Source organism: Ezakiella massiliensis (assembly GCF_059862345.1).
The window spans coordinates 147,169-163,837 of the sequence record NZ_JCBCEO010000004.1 but is presented as its reverse complement, the minus strand read 5'-3'; the positions used below and the strand labels follow the sequence as shown (position 1 = coordinate 163,837).

19 protein-coding genes and 1 other RNA gene are annotated in these 16,669 nt (G+C 41.2%); all 20 read left to right on the top strand.

Annotated elements, in window-relative coordinates:
* The first annotated feature begins 29 nt into the window (after nt 1-29).
* The 20 genes from rpsU to rnpB all read left to right on the top strand — a co-directional run bounded on the left by rpsU (nt 30) and on the right by rnpB (nt 16,391).
* Nucleotides 30-212 (top strand): 30S ribosomal protein S21, encoded by a 183-nt coding sequence (rpsU, locus tag AC6FXG_RS06760; protein WP_075574584.1) that lies wholly within the window; start codon nt 30-32, stop codon nt 210-212.
* Nucleotides 213-214: 2 nt separating this feature from the next.
* Complete coding sequence (locus tag AC6FXG_RS06755) at nt 215-667, top strand: GatB/YqeY domain-containing protein (protein ID WP_075574585.1); 453 nt, start codon at nt 215-217, stop codon at nt 665-667.
* Between the two features lie 339 nt (nt 668-1,006).
* Nucleotides 1,007-1,684 (top strand): NfeD family protein, encoded by a 678-nt coding sequence (locus tag AC6FXG_RS06750; protein WP_500572078.1) that lies wholly within the window; start codon nt 1,007-1,009, stop codon nt 1,682-1,684.
* Nucleotides 1,681-2,673, top strand: coding sequence for a flotillin-like protein FloA (gene floA / locus AC6FXG_RS06745; protein WP_075574587.1), 993 nt, complete (start codon nt 1,681-1,683; stop codon nt 2,671-2,673). The genes AC6FXG_RS06750 and floA overlap by 4 nt, the downstream gene beginning before the upstream one ends.
* Nucleotides 2,674-2,681: 8 nt before the next feature.
* Complete coding sequence (locus AC6FXG_RS06740; RefSeq protein ID WP_500572077.1) at nt 2,682-3,248, top strand: hypothetical protein; 567 nt, start codon at nt 2,682-2,684, stop codon at nt 3,246-3,248.
* 10 nt (nt 3,249-3,258) lie between these two features.
* Complete coding sequence (locus AC6FXG_RS06735; protein WP_500572076.1) at nt 3,259-4,275, top strand: PhoH family protein; 1,017 nt, start codon at nt 3,259-3,261, stop codon at nt 4,273-4,275.
* On the top strand, nt 4,259-4,714 hold the full coding sequence (gene ybeY, locus AC6FXG_RS06730) for an rRNA maturation RNase YbeY (RefSeq protein WP_500572075.1): 456 nt from the start codon (nt 4,259-4,261) through the stop codon (nt 4,712-4,714). Before AC6FXG_RS06735 ends, ybeY begins: the two co-directional genes overlap by 17 nt.
* A complete protein-coding gene (locus tag AC6FXG_RS06725; RefSeq protein WP_500572074.1) occupies nt 4,701-5,405 on the top strand; it encodes a diacylglycerol kinase in 705 nt (234 codons plus the stop codon). The genes ybeY and AC6FXG_RS06725 overlap by 14 nt, the downstream gene beginning before the upstream one ends.
* 2 nt (nt 5,406-5,407) lie before the next feature.
* Nucleotides 5,408-5,809, top strand: a complete 402-nt coding sequence (gene cdd / locus AC6FXG_RS06720; protein ID WP_500572073.1) for a cytidine deaminase — start codon at nt 5,408-5,410, stop codon at nt 5,807-5,809.
* On the top strand, nt 5,806-6,675 hold the full coding sequence (gene era, locus AC6FXG_RS06715) for a GTPase Era (RefSeq protein ID WP_500572072.1): 870 nt from the start codon (nt 5,806-5,808) through the stop codon (nt 6,673-6,675). The genes cdd and era overlap by 4 nt, the downstream gene beginning before the upstream one ends.
* Nucleotides 6,676-7,374, top strand: coding sequence for a DNA repair protein RecO (gene recO / locus AC6FXG_RS06710; RefSeq protein WP_500572071.1), 699 nt, complete (start codon nt 6,676-6,678; stop codon nt 7,372-7,374).
* Nucleotides 7,367-8,164: a hypothetical protein gene (locus tag AC6FXG_RS06705; RefSeq protein ID WP_500572070.1), complete on the top strand. Its 798-nt coding sequence runs from the start codon at nt 7,367-7,369 to the stop codon at nt 8,162-8,164. Before recO ends, AC6FXG_RS06705 begins: the two co-directional genes overlap by 8 nt.
* A complete protein-coding gene (locus AC6FXG_RS06700; protein WP_500572069.1) occupies nt 8,164-9,945 on the top strand; it encodes a glycine--tRNA ligase subunit beta in 1,782 nt (593 codons plus the stop codon). Before AC6FXG_RS06705 ends, AC6FXG_RS06700 begins: the two co-directional genes overlap by 1 nt.
* Nucleotides 9,946-10,764 (top strand): pyruvate, water dikinase regulatory protein, encoded by an 819-nt coding sequence (locus AC6FXG_RS06695; RefSeq protein WP_075574597.1) that lies wholly within the window; start codon nt 9,946-9,948, stop codon nt 10,762-10,764.
* On the top strand, nt 10,757-11,767 hold the full coding sequence (locus tag AC6FXG_RS06690; protein WP_500572068.1) for a deoxyguanosinetriphosphate triphosphohydrolase: 1,011 nt from the start codon (nt 10,757-10,759) through the stop codon (nt 11,765-11,767). Before AC6FXG_RS06695 ends, AC6FXG_RS06690 begins: the two co-directional genes overlap by 8 nt.
* A 3-nt stretch (nt 11,768-11,770) precedes the next feature.
* Complete coding sequence (gene dnaG, locus AC6FXG_RS06685; protein WP_500572067.1) at nt 11,771-13,495, top strand: DNA primase; 1,725 nt, start codon at nt 11,771-11,773, stop codon at nt 13,493-13,495.
* A complete protein-coding gene (gene rpoD / locus AC6FXG_RS06680; protein WP_099951012.1) occupies nt 13,482-14,615 on the top strand; it encodes an RNA polymerase sigma factor RpoD in 1,134 nt (377 codons plus the stop codon). Before dnaG ends, rpoD begins: the two co-directional genes overlap by 14 nt.
* Nucleotides 14,615-15,274 carry a tRNA (adenine(22)-N(1))-methyltransferase gene (locus tag AC6FXG_RS06675; RefSeq protein WP_500572066.1) on the top strand — a complete coding sequence of 220 codons (660 nt, stop codon included), beginning with the start codon at nt 14,615-14,617 and terminating at the stop codon, nt 15,272-15,274. Before rpoD ends, AC6FXG_RS06675 begins: the two co-directional genes overlap by 1 nt.
* Nucleotides 15,264-16,025, top strand: a complete 762-nt coding sequence (locus AC6FXG_RS06670; RefSeq protein ID WP_500572065.1) for a Nif3-like dinuclear metal center hexameric protein — start codon at nt 15,264-15,266, stop codon at nt 16,023-16,025. Before AC6FXG_RS06675 ends, AC6FXG_RS06670 begins: the two co-directional genes overlap by 11 nt.
* Before the next feature lie 32 nt (nt 16,026-16,057).
* An RNA gene (gene rnpB, locus AC6FXG_RS06665) (RNase P RNA component class A) lies at nt 16,058-16,391 on the top strand.
* Nucleotides 16,392-16,669: the final 278 nt, after the last annotated feature.

The following is a 16,669-nucleotide window of genomic DNA, read 5'->3' as shown; positions in this document are numbered from 1 at the left end:
TGAAGCAACCGATGAGAGGGGGGAAGAGTATGTCAGAAATCAGAGTAGGAGAAAACGAATCTCTAGACAGTGCCTTAAAACGTTTTAAAAGACAATGTGCACGTGCAGGTGTATTGGGAGAAATTAGAAAAAGAGAACACTACGAAAAACCTAGCGTTAAAAGAAAAAACAAGGCTATAGCTGCCAAGAAGAAAAAACGTAGAGGATTTTAATAATGTCACTTAAAGATATATTGATGGAAGATCTCAAGACTTCCATGAAAGAAAAAGATAATCTAAGAAAAAACACAATCACCATGCTCAGGTCTCGCATTAAGCAATATGAAGTTGATAATCGAGAAGATGCTAATGACGATCTCATTATGCAAATGATTCAAAAAGAATTAAAAGAGCGTTCCGACACGCTTGAATCTCTTAAAGATTCCAACCGCGATGACCTAATCGAAGATACCAAGGCTGAGATTGCAATCTTGGAAAAATATCTTCCAAAGCAATTGTCTGACGACGAGCTAGCAGAAATTATCGAAAAGATAATCGCTGATACCAAGGCCGAATCCATCAAGGATATGGGCAAGGTTATGGCAAGTGCTAAAGAACAAATCGGCTCTCGCGCGACCCCTAAGAGAATGTCGGAAATAATAAAAGAAAAATTAAGTTCCAAGAATTAATAAAAAGGCTTGGAGCTTTTTTTGTGGAAGGATTTTTTGCAGCCCTGCCCAAGAGGTCAATTAAAAAACGAGGCGGAAAATTGTAGCGGCTACCTTTATGGTAGCCACCGCCTCGTATAAAAAATGACCGATTGGTATGCAGCGACTCACTTGAGCTTGTTGTTCACGAAGAAAAAATCTAGCGAAGCTTGTAGGGTCCACTTTATGTGGACCGAATTTTTTCTGAGTGAGGACAAGAGTCTTGAGGAGAATGTGGCCTGAAAAAGATTGATCAATCGAATTTGTCCGCAATCTTGTTATGTTAGACGGCTTTTGGGTATAAGATAAATGGGGTGGATTATGAAAAATTTACTTTTTAATTTTATTTTAGGCCAAGCAAATTTTGCAACCGACCATAGTCAGATGATGAACGAGCTCAAGCTTGCTTTATTTTTATTTATCTTCGCAAGTCTAGCCTTTGTCATTGGTATGTTTGTGTATAAAAAATTATTTTATACCTTGTCTTTTGCAAGTTTTATTGGCTGTTTTTATTTGTGCTATATGCACTCAGATTTTGAAATCGTTTGGCTCTTTGTAAGCCTCATGGGCGTCTTGATGCTGGCCATGGAAATCCTGGTCCCGGGCGTTCAAGTCTTTGGTTTTGTAGGAGCAGGACTAATTGCTTTGGGCCTTTCAAATATGCTGGGCTCCATTGAGCTGGCTATATTTACTGTTGGCCTCTCGGTTTTACTAGCCATAGTGACTATTTATATTTTTACTAAAAAAGGTTACAGGGTGAAGTCACTTCAAAAGTTTGTACTTAAGGACGATATAAAATCCAAGGCTACTCCTGACCGGGAATCCTTGGTCGGAAAGGAAGGAATTACCACTTCTGCCCTAAGGCCTACCGGCAAGGGCGTGATTGAAGATAAAGTTTACGACCTCTATTCAGAAGCGGATTTTATTCCAGCTCAAACGGAGATTGTAGTTGTAGGAGAAAGTAATAACAAGATTATTGTAAGGAGGAAGACATTATGAATTTAATTAACTTGTTGGCATTAGGCGCTGGTTTTGGAACTCCTATTATCATAGGACTGGTTGTAATATTTTTAGTAATATTCTTCTCCATGGTTCCAGTTGGCCTATGGATTACAGCATTTTTCTCAAATGTTAAGGTTAGCATCGGTTCTTTAATCGGTATGAAGCTCAGAAGGGTTAGACCTGGCAAGATTATTAATCCTTTGATCAAGGCTACCAAGGCTGGGATTGATATTAAGATTGACGAGCTAGAAGCCCACTATCTTGCTGGCGGTAATGTAGATACACTTGTTGACGCACTAATCGCAGCTCAGAGGGCCAATATTGATTTGGAATTTGAAAGAGCTGCTGCCATTGATCTGGCAGGCCGTGATGTGCTGGAAGCTGTTAGAGTTAGCGTTAACCCAAAGGTTATTGAAACTCCAAATATTTCTGCCGTAAGTAAAAACGGTATTGAAGTTATAGTTAAGGCCAGGGTTACAGTTCGTGCTAACATTGAAAGGTTAGTCGGTGGTGCTGGTGAAGAAACCATTATCGCCCGTGTTGGTGAAGGTATCGTTACAACTGTTGGTTCCAGTATGACTCACGAAGCTGTTTTGGAAAATCCAGATAGCATTTCACAAACTGTTTTGGAAAAGGGTTTGGATTCAGGTACAGCCTATGAAATTTTGTCCATAGATATAGCTGACGTTGACGTTGGCAGAAACATCGGTGCCCACCTCATGACTGACCAAGCTGAAGCCGATATGAGAATAGCCCAAGCCAAGGCAGAAGAAAGACGTGCTATGGCTGTGGCCAAGGAACAAGAAATGAAGGCAGCTGTCCAAGAAAAACGCGCCCTTGTTATCGAAAACGAAGCTCAAGTCCCACTTGCTATGGCTGAAGCTTTGAAGAACGGTAATCTTGGAGTGGTTGATTATTATAAATTGCAAAATGTAAAAGCAGATACAGATATGAGGAATTCTATTGGCAAGAACCAAGATAAATAGGTGGTCTTATGTTTAGGATGTTGTTGATTTTCATTTTGGTCTCATCTGTAATCTCGCGGTTCACCGAGCTTGCAAATACCAAGCCAAATGAAAAGAAAGAGCCCAACCCTTTCAAGAAAAATCCACGGGGGACGGGCGGAATTTTTGGAGACCTATCCAAAAAATTGGATGACTTTGTCAAAGAAGTTGAATCTTCTTACAGTGAAAAACCTATGGAAAAGATTGACGACGTCTCTGGCTTAAAAAAAGAAAAGCTAGTTGATATAAAAAAATCTGAAGCCAAGAATAGCCCTAAGGTCAGCTCTGATAAGAATATCAAGATGCGTGGAGCAGGCGACAGCATGGAAGGCAGAAGCCTAGAGGGGATCAGTCTTAATCAAAATGAAGCGGCTGACGTTTGCTTGATAGAAGAGAACAAAAAATCAAGAAGAAAAAAGACTCACAAGAAAAAACCTGATTCCAAGGCCATTGTACCTGGAGAAAAGGGTTTGGATCTAGAGAATATTACAAATGATGACCTGGTAAAGGGTATTATTTTTAGCGAGATATTAAACAAACCAGTATCCATGAGATAGCGGAGGTTAGATGATTAAAAACGAAATTTCGGATGTAGATATTTTAAATATGGTGGTTGGTGATTTGGATAAAAATATCAACCACCTGATGGAAAGATTGGGGACCAAGATCAAGATTGTAGACAATTCTATTGAGGTCAATGGAGAAAATGAAGACCTGGCAGCCAGAGTGCTTGAGACCATGGCCAAGTTTATCGAGGCTTCCAAAAAAGAAGTCAGCATAAATGAAATTGATTATATAATTAATTTGGCCAGGGACCACAGGGAGGCCGAGGTTTTGGACTTGCATGCCAAGCAAATTGCCTACACTGCAGATGGCAAGTCTCTTTATCCCAAAACTCTGGGGCAAAAGCTCTATATTGATTCCATTATGGAAAACGATATTGTCTTTGGGACCGGGCCTGCGGGAACGGGCAAGACTTATCTGGCCGTTGCCTTGGCTGCACATTCTCTGCGCAATAAGCAATTTGAGAGGATTATCTTAACTCGTCCTGCTGTTGAAGCTGGCGAGAGTCTGGGATTTTTGCCGGGCGACCTCCAAGAAAAGGTCGATCCATATTTGCGACCAATCTATGACGCCCTCTTCGAAATTTTGGGTGCAGAAAAATACACTAAATATATTGAAAAGGGGATTATTGAAATCGCTCCCCTGGCATACATGCGTGGACGGACCTTGGACAGGAGCTTTATAGTTTTGGACGAGGCACAAAACACCACGCCTGAGCAGATGAAAATGTTTTTAACCCGCCTTGGCTATTCATCCAAGATGGTTATAACTGGTGACCTGACCCAGACTGACCTGCCACGGGGCAAAAAGTCTGGCCTTATGCACGCCATAAATATTTTAAAGAACACCAAGGGCATTGGCATGGTCGAACTGCAAAAGGTCGACATAGTTAGACACCCTCTGGTTAGACGAGTGATCGAGGCCTACGAAAACGACGACAAAAAAGTTCGTGCCATTGAAGATCGAATCGAAAAACGCAAGGCCAAGGAAAACGAGGATAAAAATGCAAGCGACGAATGAAAAGGCCTTTGAATTTGAAAATTTTTCTTTAATTTTAAATTTCACTAGATTTGAAATGACAAAGGAAGAAATCGCGGCCATTAAATTGGCCATAGAAAAAACTTTGGCTGTCCATCATATAAAAAACACAGAGCTTAGCTTTACCATGGTCGACCCATCTGGGATTAAACGCCTTAACCGCGACTTTAGAAATATTGACCGGGTGACCGATGTGCTGAGCTTTCCCATTGATGACCAAATGCTGGGCGATATAGTGGTTTGCAAGAAGAGACTAACTAAACAGGCCAAGGCCTATGGCAATTCCTATCTGAGGGAGCTTAGCTATTTGACTGTCCACAGTGTTTTGCACTTGATGGGCTATGATCATATGGAAAAACGCGATAAACAGCTGATGAGGAAGATGGAAAAGGAGATTGTGAAAAACCTTGAAGGAAAGTAAGTTTTTAAAATCTTTTAATAATGCAGCAAACGGCCTGGTCCAGGTCTTTAAGACCGAGCGCAATATGAAATTTCACTTTCTGGTCGCTGGTCTTGTAATGCTGGCCGGCCTCATGTTTAATTTAAACAAGCAGGAGTTTGTCCAGCTCATAACGGCCATCGTCTTTGTATTATTTGCAGAGATGATAAATACATCCATTGAATACCTGGTTGACGCAACAGTCAAAGAATTTGATCCAGTCGTCAAGGTGGTCAAGGATGTGGCAGCAGGGGCTGTTTTACTCTCTGCCTTTTATGCATGCATTGTAGGTTATTTGATTTTTTACGACAAACTGGTTCCAGCCGGCCGAAGATTTTTGGGCGGCATCCATCAAAATCCCGTCCACTTAACTGTAATTGCCTTAGGGCTAACGGTTTTACTTATTATTGCCTTTAAGTCTAAATACTCCAAAGACCGCGGCAGCTACTTCCAAGGGGGAGTTATTTCTGGGCACTCGGCTATTTCTTTTTTGATGGCTACAATTATTTTATTTAATGCCAACAGCGCTCTTGTGATAACCCTTGGTTTTATCCTAGCTATGCTGGTAGCTGAATCCAGGATTGAGGGCAAGATTCATAAGCCAATGGACACCATCTACGGGGCCATGCTTGGAATTATTATTGGAATTTTTATATTTTTAATTTTTGGGTGATTATGTATAATTTTAGCGAAATTGATAAAAAATTAATAAAGGCTTGCTTGAATGTAAAATCCAACGCCTATGTGCCTATTACTAAGTTTAAAGTTGGGGCAGCGATCTTGGCCGACGACGGAGAAATTTACACCGGCACAAATATAGAGACCATGACTTTGGCTCCCAGCATCTGTGCGGAGAGAAATGCAATTTACGGGGCCATGGCAAAGGGGGTCAGGAAATTTTCCAAGATTGCCGTTTGCGGCGACTACGATTTTACTTTTCCCTGCGGAGTTTGCAGGCAAGTTATTTACGAACTCAGCCCCGAGGCTACAGTTTTTGTAGTGAAATCTGAGGATGAAATTCAAGTTTACAAGATAAAAGATTTGTTGCCTCACGGCTTCAGATTGGAGGAAGAATGAAAAGCGGATTTGCAAATTTAATCGGCCGGCCCAATGTTGGCAAGAGCTCGATTTTAAATAGATTAATTGGCGAGAAACTCGCTATCGTTACAAATAAGCCACAGACGACCAGGGTTCCCATGAAATTTATCTACACTGATGATAGGATGCAGGTGGTGTTTTTTGACAACCCCGGCTATCAAAGGCCAAAAAACAAATTAAATCGGCTTATGAACGAAGAAATCCTGGCCAATTTAAAAGATGGGGATATAAATCTTTACGTGGTCGACAATTCATTGGAGACTGGTCGCTTGGATTCAGATGTCTTTGAATTGGCGGCTGAGGACAAAACTCCCAAGGCGCTTTTAGTAAACAAGTCTGATGAACTTTCCCCAGAAGAAAAAGTTTTCTTGGATGAAAAATACCAAGACATGGGGATTTTTGACCGGGTGATTTTTATTTCTGCCTTGAGGGGAGATGGCTTTGACGAGCTCTTGGACTATGTTTATGAGACTTTAGATGAAGGCCCAAAATATTTCAACGACGAATTTATTACAGACCTACCTGTCCGTGATATTATGCGGGAGATTTTGAGGGAAAAATGCCTAATCCACTTGGACGAGGAAATTCCCCACGGGATTTATATCGATATTGACGATTACGAAGAGACCGAAGACAAAATACGAGTCCGCTTCATTATGTATATAGAAAGGGACAGCCACAAGGCCATTGTAATTGGCAAGAATGGGTCCATGATTAATAAAATTATTAAAGATGCCGAAAAGGATATGACTCACTTTTGCGGCAAAAATGTTAAAATTAAAATCGATATAAAGACTAGAAAAAATTGGCGAAAGGAAGACAGACTTGTCTCGAGATGGTTTTAGATGAAGGTTGAAGGAATTGTTCTGAGGCTAATAAAATACAAGGAATCATCTGCCATTGCGACAGTCCTTACAGACGACCTGGGCAAGATTTCCATAAACTGCCAAAGGATTTACAGGAACAAAAACTGGGTGGACCCACCGGCTCTTGAGACCATGAGCATTACAAATTTTGTTTTAAGAGAGGGGCGGACTATTTATTATTTAGATGAAATCGAATCCACTGTTCGCATGGAGGCTATGGCAAGGGACCACAAGGTCTTTTTTGCCGGCCATATAGTGGCGGAAATTCTTTTAAAGTCGCTGGAAAATGAATACCAAGTGACTAACATTTATCCCCTTACAAAAACTTATTTGGAAAATCTGACAGAGGAAAACGCTTATTATTTAACGGCGGCTTGGATCTTTAAATACCTGAGCCTACTTGGCTACAGGCCCTATATAAATATGGGCGAGGGTAATTTATACTTGAGTCAAAGCGGTATTGTCAGTCTGAGCGAAATGGATTCGTCGGGGACAATTTTACCGGTCACAGGCCTAGACCGAGACATGATCATCAGGGCCATGAACTCGCGCTTTGCAGATATAAAAGACCTGTCTTACGACCTCTTGGATAAGGCGGTTTTTTACGCCCTCTTGAATTTGGATTTAAATAAAATCAATTCTTATGAATTGCTTAAAAATTGGAGGTATTATGAATAATATCATTTCACAGATTGTCGATTACTATAAAAAATACGGTCAAATTAAATATATTTCAGTTCCAGAAATTATTCCCAGTGATATTTTGTCGGCTGAGGAGATTTTTGAGTACGCTTTTGGCGATAGCCATGTTATTGCAACCGAGGGGACTTATGCAGATCTTTACAATAATTCCAATACCAATGGAAAATATTTTTCTCACAAGCTGAAAATTTATGCCAAGGAAGGAGATTTAAATGTCAAGGATCTAATTGCTAGCTTGGCTGAATTGGGTCTGGATGATGAAAAATATTATATTTCCTATGAGACCAAGGAATACCAGGCCAGGTTTTCGAACTCCCTGATTGTTTCCACCATACTTATTGTCAATTGCAAGGAAGTTGCCACTATAAATTATTCCAAGGCAATCAAGGGCGAACAAACTCTGAATATTAATCAGATAGCTGAGTATAATATTGACGCCATCAGGGAAATTTTGGGTCAGACTGATGAGGAAAAACACTACGAGAATTCTCTCCACGCCGAATACGAAAACTATATGGAAGACGACGGAACCTTGGAAAATCTTTATTTGATAATAGAAAGATATTTTTTGGATATACAAATGCACAAGGAAAAGGCCAGGTACATCTTGGCTTACAATACTCTTCTTAAGGCCATTATTCAAAATGAATACATCCGCATCAAGACGGGAACTTTTTCCGACAAGTACAAGGAAAATATAGAAAGCATAAATGCCAACTACAAGGATATAATTGGAAGTTTGATTGAAAATTACAGGGGAAATTAATGGAGAAATTTGTTTTAGACGTTAGCATGGAGCCCATTCGAACTGAGTCTGTGGACTTGGTCGAGTATGAAATTTTAGAAAAATTTCGCATCTGGCTCCTCAGTGAAAAAATTAAACAAAACGCCCTCCACGTCAGGGTTTTTAAAAATCGGGTCGTAGTCACAGCAAGTTTGGATACTTCGGCGGAATTTTTAAATGAAAATTTGGGCCAGGTCTTTGAAGCCATTAGGCAAAGTGACATTGACACCTTTAATGAATACCAGGCTTTTTATAGGCCAATCCTAAACATAGTCGCCTTTTTTGGTGACAAAAAGCTGGACATAGAAATCGGCGACAAAAAATCTTCAGACCAAAACCTGATAAATTTTAGAGACTATATAAAAATCGATTCGGCTGAAGATTATTTTGAAAAGATGAAGGCCTATCTTTACACTGATAAAAAAGAAGGCTACGAAAAAATGTCCACAGCCCTGAAAAAACGGGCCATGGCCAATGGCAAAAAGCTCATGCACGAGGACGAACGGGTGGAAGCCTTATCTGTGATTGACTCCAAGCTATCCATTGCTGAGGTCGAATTTGACGGGACCTATTTGGAACTGCCTGAGCCAATTATCGAAAGCGTCCTTCATAAGCACAATGTAATTTTTGCCATGTATTATTTGAACGGGGCCATTTCCAATTCATATCTTATTGTTTACCGTGAGGGGACAGATCCTGGTCCGGTTAAAAACAGTATCAGTGCAATGATAAATGAAGAGCTAAAAAATATTTCTAGGCTCTTTAAAAAAGACACAGAAGAAACTTTGGATGCTTATTTGCCAAAGCTATCTTGGATTTCAGATATAGAAAGCCTGGGATCCATGAGCGATAAGACCAAACGTCTGGAGTCCATTATCGGGTCTTTGGTCGACGAATTATCGCTGGCTGATGAGATGGAGGACAATATAAAGCTGGCCAGCAAATTTATGAAGGCAGACCTGGCGACTCAAACTGTTAAATGTTACGAAAATCTCCGTGGCATAGTGGGCGGGGAAATTTTTGAGGCAAACAGGGATAATTCCTCTGCAGCAAATGCAATCAAAGAGCAATACCTGCCAGATTTTACTGGTCGGGAGCCGGAGACCATTGGCGGTGCAGTTTTGGCCATAGCCGACAGGATGCACGACTTGGCAGGCCTGGAAATTTTGGGTGAGCTCAATATAAAATCTTCCTGGGCCTTCAAAGAAGCCTATGAGATTTTGAAGCTAATGATAAGTATTAAGCCAGAGCTTAGCCTGAGGGACTTGATTGAGAGCAGCCTTTACGCTTTTGCAGAAAATTCTGTGGGCGCCTTTGACTTTGACAAGGTTTTTAAATCTCTCTTTGAAATTTTTAAAGGGCAATTCAAATACACCCTTTACAAAAATAATATTAATAATATTTTCTACGAGGATATTTTAATCACTGAGGACAAGCCCATAAATAAATTATTTATGGATTTAAAAGACCTGTCCAACATTGAGGATGAAGACCAGCTGAAATTTTTAAAAGACCTCATTGCTTACAAGAAGATGATTGGTGGAGCAAGTGATCCAGTAGAGGGCGACTTTACAGAATCTGAATCGGATTTTTCGGATTTGATAAAATACGCAGGTGACAAGTCCAATGATGCTCTGGAATTTTTTAACCATCTTTACGAATACAAGGATAGATTTTACAAGCTCAAGGACTCTTATAAGGAGGCTGAAATCAGTAAATCCAGTCTGGTCCTTGCAGATAATTTAGAAGGGAGGTGGATATAGATGTATGATATTACAGTTTTTGTCCTAAGCGACTCGGTTGGAGAAACGGGAACCAAACTTGCTCGCGCTTGTCTGGCTCAATTTCCCAATTGCAATTACGAAATCAAGAGATACCCATATATTTTATCCAAGGACCAAATCCTAGAGGCAATTGACGAGGCTAGGGACATCCCTTCGGTTATAATTTACAGTACGGTTATGACTGACCACCAGGATTTTATCGAGCACCAGGCTAAAAAACTTGGCATACCTACAATTGATATAATGAAAAAACCGCTGACTGCAATTTCAAAAATTCTCCACGATAATCCAGTAAGAGAATCGGGAATTTTGAGGAAGATGGACGAAAAATATTTCCAAACTGTAAATGCAGTTGAGTTTGCAGTTAAGTATGACGACGGCAAGGATCCAAGAGGTGTATTAAAGGCGGACATTTGCTTGGTTGGCATCAGCCGGACTAGTAAAACTCCCCTTAGCATGTACTTGGCCAACAAGGGTTACTATGTGGCAAATGTGCCCCTGGTTCCTGAAGTTCCCCTTGCTCGCGAGCTTTATGAAAAAGATAAGAGACGAGTCTTTGGCTTGGAGACAAATGTGGAATCCATGATGAAGATCAGGGCCGAGAGGCTACTTGCCCTTGGACTTCCAGCAAACTCCATGTACTCAGAGACCGACAGAATTGAAAAAGAAATTGAATATTCCAAAAAAGTTATGGATGAGCTGGGCTGCACAGTTATTGACGTGTCCAACAAGGCCATAGAAGAGACAGCCGAAATTATTCTTGAAACCATGGAAGCGAGGTTTGGTATCCGTGACTAATATTAGACAGAACCTAGAGGCAAACGAACACAAAATTCTCTCGCCCTACGCCTGTTTCTCAGACACGGCAAGGCGTGACAGGGAAGAGGAAAAGTGTTCTATTAGGACAGATTTTCAAAGGGATAGGGACAGGATTTTACATTCAAAGTCTTTTAGGAGATTAAAACACAAGACGCAAGTCTATATTGCTCCAGCTGGCGACCATTTTAGGACCAGGCTTACTCACACCCTTGAGGTTGCACAGATCGGCCGGACTATTGCCAGGGCCCTTGGACTAAACGAGGACCTGACAGAGGCCATTGCTTTGGGCCACGATCTTGGCCACACGCCCTTTGGCCACAGCGGAGAAAATGCATTAAACACCATTAGCAAGTATGAATTCAAACACAATTTGCATTCACTTCGCGTGGTTGAATTTATCGAGCCTCACAAAAATTTTCGTGGGCTAAATCTTACCAAGGAAGTTCGTGACGGGATTAAAAATCATTCGGGCGATGGCAAAGCGGCGACCTTGGAGGGCAAGATAATTAAATTTGCAGATAGGATTGCCTATATAAACCACGATATAGACGATTCAATTCGGGCTGGATTTTTAAAAAACGAAGACATTCCTAAGGAAATTTCTGAGGTTTTGGGCAACAATCCCAGCGACAGAATCGATTACCTGGTCAAGGATATTATAAAAAATTCCTACGGCAAGGACGATATTTTGATGTCCGACCCAACATTAGAGGCCATGCTTAGCCTTCGAGCTTTTATGTTTAAAAACGTTTACCAAGACGAGAGATCATCAGTCCAAGGAGAAAAAATATTTAATCTCTTGGAAGCTCTATATAAGCACTACAAGTCCCATCCAGAAGACATGGGCGACCATTTGAAAATTTATGATAAAGACGAAGATATAGATAGAATTGTCACAGACTACGTGGCAGGAATGACAGACCAATTTGCCATTGAGAAGTTTAAGGAATTATTTTTACCAACGTCTTTTAGAAGGGTTTAAAAAATGTATATTTCAGAAGATACAATCGCAAAAATTAAAGATGCAAACGATATTGTCGACTTTATTGGCTCTTATGTTTCACTCAAGAAACGCGGCCAATCCTATGTCGGCCTCTGCCCATTTCATGGAGAAAAGACCCCGTCCTTTACGGTCACTCCATCACTGGGAATTTTTAAGTGCTTTGGCTGCGGAGAATCGGGTGATGTGATTGGTTTTTTGATGAAGTATGAAAACTTGGACTTCAATGAAGCGATTAGAGTTTTGGCAGACCGAGCGCGTATTCCTTTGGAAGAATCATCAGCGGCGCCAAGCCATAAGACCGATGATAAGTATTACGAAATCCACAGGGAGGCGGCTTACTTTTACTTAGACCAGCTCTTTAAATCGCCAGTGGCTATGGCTTATTTGAAAAATAGAAATATTACGCCAGCCACAGCTAAACGTTTTGGCTTGGGTTACGCTCCTGATTCATGGTCGGCCCTCAAGAATTATCTCATTGCCAAGGGCTACAGGGAAGACGAACTCTTAAAAGCAAATTTAATTGGCAAGAGCGAAAAAACTGGAAACACCTATGATCTTTTTAGGTCACGCTTGGTTTTTCCGATTATAGATTTAAAAAAACGTGTCTGCGGTTTTAGCGGGCGGATTATTGGTGAAGGCGAACCCAAATACTACAACTCCAGAGATAGCCTGGAATTTACCAAGGGCAATATGCTCTTTGGTTTAAATCTGGTCCAGCAAAATACAAAACGCGACAAGATTATGTTGGTCGAAGGCAATATCGATGTAGTAAAACTCCACCAAATGGGTATTAATTACGTAGTAGCAGCACTTGGTACGGCCTTTACTGAAAGACAGGCTCAACTCTTGAAGCGTTTTGGCAACGAAGTTTACCTTTGCCTAGACGGAGACGGCGCTGGAAAATCTGCAACCCTAAGGGACATAGAAATTTTGCAAAACCAAGGAGTAAGTCCAAAGATAATTTCTATACCAGGCGGCCTGGACCCAGACGACTATGTAAATACTTATGGGGTTGACGGTTTTAAAGCGCTTTTGTTAGCTGCCAAGTCGCCTTTTGAATTTGTAATCGACTATAGTCTGGAGGGCAAGGACCTGGATAGGCACGACGACTTTATATCTTTTGTGCGATCGGTTTTGGATTTTATAAAAAAAGTTCCCGATCCGATTTCAAGAGACGTTTATATAAAACACCTGTCCAAGACTTACGACATAAGCATGGACGCCATCAGGGAAGAATTTACATCCCTTACCAAGGTTGAAGAGGATAGCGAAAGCGATTTTACAATTCCAAGGGCCGAGAACAAGTGGCCCCGTCTTTTGATAAATGTAATGGTAACTGAAAAGGCCAACGCCCTTTATCTTGACAATATGGGCATAGGACTCATGTTAGCTGAAAACAATGTCAAATACCTTTATGATTTGATCTTAAAAATCTACCAGACAGAAGATGTAATTGACATTGACGAACTTAAAAATATTCTGGACCAAGAGGGCAGGATAAATACAAAGCAATTATTCTGGCTGCAAAAGTTGGATTTAACTGCCAAGGAAACTGAAAAAATGTTAAGCGATATTTACCGCCAGGTCAAGGCTGCCAGCGAGTACAAACGTACCGGTAAGCTGGTGGATGAGATCGATTCGGCGGCTAATATAGATGATGCGATGAAGCTTTTGGAAGAGCTTGATAAGATGCATGAAAGGAAATGATATAGTGCAAAATATACAAAAACAAAAATCTTTAATGGAATCTCTGCTATTTTTGTTTGAGGCTGGAACAAAGACGGGCCATGTCACCTACAATGACATCAACGAAAACCTCTCGTCTTTTGAGTTGGAAGTCTGGCAGATTGAAAAAATTTACAATCAGATGGCAGCTCTCAAGATTGAAATAACAGACGAAGAGTCTTATTCGGTCGGCATAGTTCCAAAGGAAAAGGCCGATGATAAAAAAGCCCATAGCAAAAAAGCAATCAAGGAATCCGAAGTTCAAAAGGGAGCCAAGGTTGACGACCCTGTTAGGATGTACTTAAAGGAAATTGGCAAGGTTGACCTCCTCACCATGGACGAGGAAATTGAACTTGCAAAGCGTATTGAAGATGGTGACGAATCGGCCAAGGCTGAATTGGCAGAGGCCAATCTCCGCTTGGTTGTAAGTATAGCCAAAAGATATATCAATCGTGGCATGCCGTTTTTGGATTTGATTCAAGAGGGCAATCTGGGCCTCATGAGGGCTGTTGAAAAGTTTGAATACCAAAAGGGCTTTAAATTTTCAACTTATGCGACCTGGTGGATTAGGCAGGCAATTACTCGTGCTATTGCTGACCAAGCCAGGACCATCAGAATCCCTGTCCACATGGTTGAAACCATCAATAGACTCCTCAGAGTTGAGAGGTCACTGGTCCAAGAATTGGGCCGCGAACCAACCCCAGAGGAAGTCGCCAAGGAAATGAATATAGATGTTGAAAGGGTCAGGGAAATTCAAAAAATTGCCCAAGAACCTGTCAGCCTTGAAACTCCAATTGGCGAAGAAGAAGACTCGCACTTAGGCGATTTTATTCCTGATGAAGACATCCCAAGTCCACAGGAATCTGCAACCAATACAATGCTTCGCGAGGAACTTTTCTCTACACTCTCACTCTTGACTGAGCGTGAGCAAAAGGTTATCCGTTTACGCTTTGGCTTGGACGATGGCAAGGTGAGAACGCTTGAGGAAGTTGGTAAGGTCTTTGATGTTACCAGAGAGCGGATCAGACAAATCGAAGCCAAGGCCCTGCGCAAGCTCCGTCATCCAAAACGCAGCGAAAAATTGAAAGACTTTTTAGAATAATGGATAGACTAGAACAGATAGTTGACCTGATTGAGTTCGAGGAATGCCTAGCCGATGTCGGTTGCGACCACGGCTATGTGGGCCTCGAACTTTTTAAAAAAGGCAAGATAAAAAAATTAATAGCGACGGATATTTCTGCCGACTGCTTGGAAAAATCCAATCTTTTATTTGCAGACAAGCCCTATGACTACGAGGGCAGGGTGGGCGATGGCCTAAAGCCAATTGAATATGGAGAAGTGGACGCCCTTGTAATTGCAGGTATGGGCGGAGATTTGATTGCAAAGATCGTCTGCGCGGACGAGGAGAAAACCAAATCTCTAAAGAAATTTATAATCCAACCCATGACCGAGCCAGAAAAGGTTAGAAAAACTTTTTACGACCTGGGCTTTACCCGGACACAAGATTTAATTGTCAAGGAGAAAAAGCACTATTATTTTGTAATGGTCTTTGAATTACTGGACACAGAGGACCAGGCCGAAGAAGATTATACTTACACAAAATTGTTGCAGGCCCATCCCCTTTTTAAAGATTATATAAGGCATGAGATAAGAAAAAGAAAAAATATTATAAATGAGATAAAAACCAAGAGTGGCAAGGACAACGCTGCTATTATGGAAAAAGAAAATGAGATAAAGGAGCTGGAGCGCTTTGAAAATTAGAGATGCCATTAATAAAATTGAAGAGAAATTTCCATTGTTCACCCAATCATCTTGGGACAACAGCGGAATTCAAGTGGGCGATTTGGACGCAGACCTCAAGGGCATTTACATTTGCATGGACGCAGAAGTGGCCAATGTCAAAGAGGCCATCGACCTGGGGGCCAATTTAATACTTGCCCACCATCCCTTTATATTTTCTGGGATAAAGTCTTTGGTCAAGGGAGATTTTTCTTACGAAATCATAGACCTGGCCATTAAAAATGGCTTGACAATTTATGCCTGCCACACGCCCTTTGATGCAAGTGCGGAGGGGATGAAGGCAACACCGCTTTTAAAGATGGCTCAAAGTATAGACTACGATTTTGTCGACGAAGAAGACCAGACCTTTGGCGTAATGATGGAGACCGATAATCAAAGCATGGAAGAAATTGAAGATGTAATCAAAGTCGCCCTAGCCAAATACAAGCTGGCTGATATCACTAGGATTTATCAGGCAAATGATAAACCCATAAATCACATTGCCTATATGGGAGGATCAGGCGCTTCATATATTGGGGCTGCTGCAGCTAAAGGAGCTGATCTTTATATAACTGCTGACGTAAAATACCATGACGCCCAGCTGGCAAAAAGATTAGACTTAAATTTAATCGACCTTGGCCACGACCAAAGCGAAATGCATTTTGTAGATATAATGGCCGAGTATTTAAAAGATTTTTCCAATGTCCACAAGACTTACAAAACCTTTCGCTAATTGAAAATTAAAGATAAAAATGCTATAATAAAAATGTAAATCAGACAGTTGCTATTTATAGAGGAAAGTCCGTGCTCCATAGAGCGAGGGTGCCGGGTAACACCCGGTGGTGGCGACACTAAGGAAAGTGCAACAGAGAGATACCGCCGCGCAAGCGGTAAGGGTGGAAAGGCGAGGTAAGAGCTCACCAGCGATTAGGCGACTAATTGGCTATGCAAACCCCATCCGGAGCAAAACTGAAGCGACACAAAATTGCCGCTGCTCGTGGCAAGTCGAGAATGGTAGGTTGCTAGAGGTATTAGGTAACTAATATCCAAGACAGATAACTGTCTAATACAGAACACGGCTTATAGATTTACCAGGAGAGGACCCGTAGGGTTCTTTTTTGCTTTGGGAATATTTACGAATTTGCGGTTAATTTCGTGTTAAATTCGCGATAAAGGCTTGTTTCGAAATGTTTGCTCACTGCGGAGGGCATTAAGCCCACCTCATTCGCAAAATTTCTGTACATCGCCTTTCTCATCGAATTTTCCTACGAAATATATGTATATAGGTAGAGAGAATTGAAAAATTAAATATAATAAAACTAAAAAATACGCGAAGCGTGTAGGGTCCACTTTATGTGGACCGAATTTTTTCTCCAA

Bases quoted from the DNA above. Each gene is read 5' to 3' on its own strand.
- AC6FXG_RS06700 (WP_500572069.1), top strand. From the start codon at position 8,164: ATGGAGAAATTTGTTTTAGACGTTAGCATGGAGCCCATTCGAACTGAG.
- AC6FXG_RS06695 (WP_075574597.1), top strand. From the start codon at position 9,946: ATGTATGATATTACAGTTTTTGTCCTAAGCGACTCGGTTGGAGAAACG.
- rpsU (WP_075574584.1), top strand. From the start codon at position 30: ATGTCAGAAATCAGAGTAGGAGAAAACGAATCTCTAGACAGTGCCTTA.
- recO (WP_500572071.1), top strand. From the start codon at position 6,676: ATGAAGGTTGAAGGAATTGTTCTGAGGCTAATAAAATACAAGGAATCA.
- AC6FXG_RS06735 (WP_500572076.1), top strand. From the start codon at position 3,259: ATGATTAAAAACGAAATTTCGGATGTAGATATTTTAAATATGGTGGTT.
- AC6FXG_RS06740 (WP_500572077.1), top strand. From the start codon at position 2,682: ATGTTTAGGATGTTGTTGATTTTCATTTTGGTCTCATCTGTAATCTCG.
- AC6FXG_RS06675 (WP_500572066.1), top strand. From the start codon at position 14,615: ATGGATAGACTAGAACAGATAGTTGACCTGATTGAGTTCGAGGAATGC.
- cdd (WP_500572073.1), top strand. From the start codon at position 5,408: ATGTATAATTTTAGCGAAATTGATAAAAAATTAATAAAGGCTTGCTTG.
- floA (WP_075574587.1), top strand. From the start codon at position 1,681: ATGAATTTAATTAACTTGTTGGCATTAGGCGCTGGTTTTGGAACTCCT.
- era (WP_500572072.1), top strand. From the start codon at position 5,806: ATGAAAAGCGGATTTGCAAATTTAATCGGCCGGCCCAATGTTGGCAAG.
- dnaG (WP_500572067.1), top strand. From the start codon at position 11,771: ATGTATATTTCAGAAGATACAATCGCAAAAATTAAAGATGCAAACGAT.
- AC6FXG_RS06705 (WP_500572070.1), top strand. From the start codon at position 7,367: ATGAATAATATCATTTCACAGATTGTCGATTACTATAAAAAATACGGT.
- AC6FXG_RS06755 (WP_075574585.1), top strand. From the start codon at position 215: ATGTCACTTAAAGATATATTGATGGAAGATCTCAAGACTTCCATGAAA.
- AC6FXG_RS06750 (WP_500572078.1), top strand. From the start codon at position 1,007: ATGAAAAATTTACTTTTTAATTTTATTTTAGGCCAAGCAAATTTTGCA.
- ybeY (WP_500572075.1), top strand. From the start codon at position 4,259: ATGCAAGCGACGAATGAAAAGGCCTTTGAATTTGAAAATTTTTCTTTA.
- rpoD (WP_099951012.1), top strand. From the start codon at position 13,482: ATGAAAGGAAATGATATAGTGCAAAATATACAAAAACAAAAATCTTTA.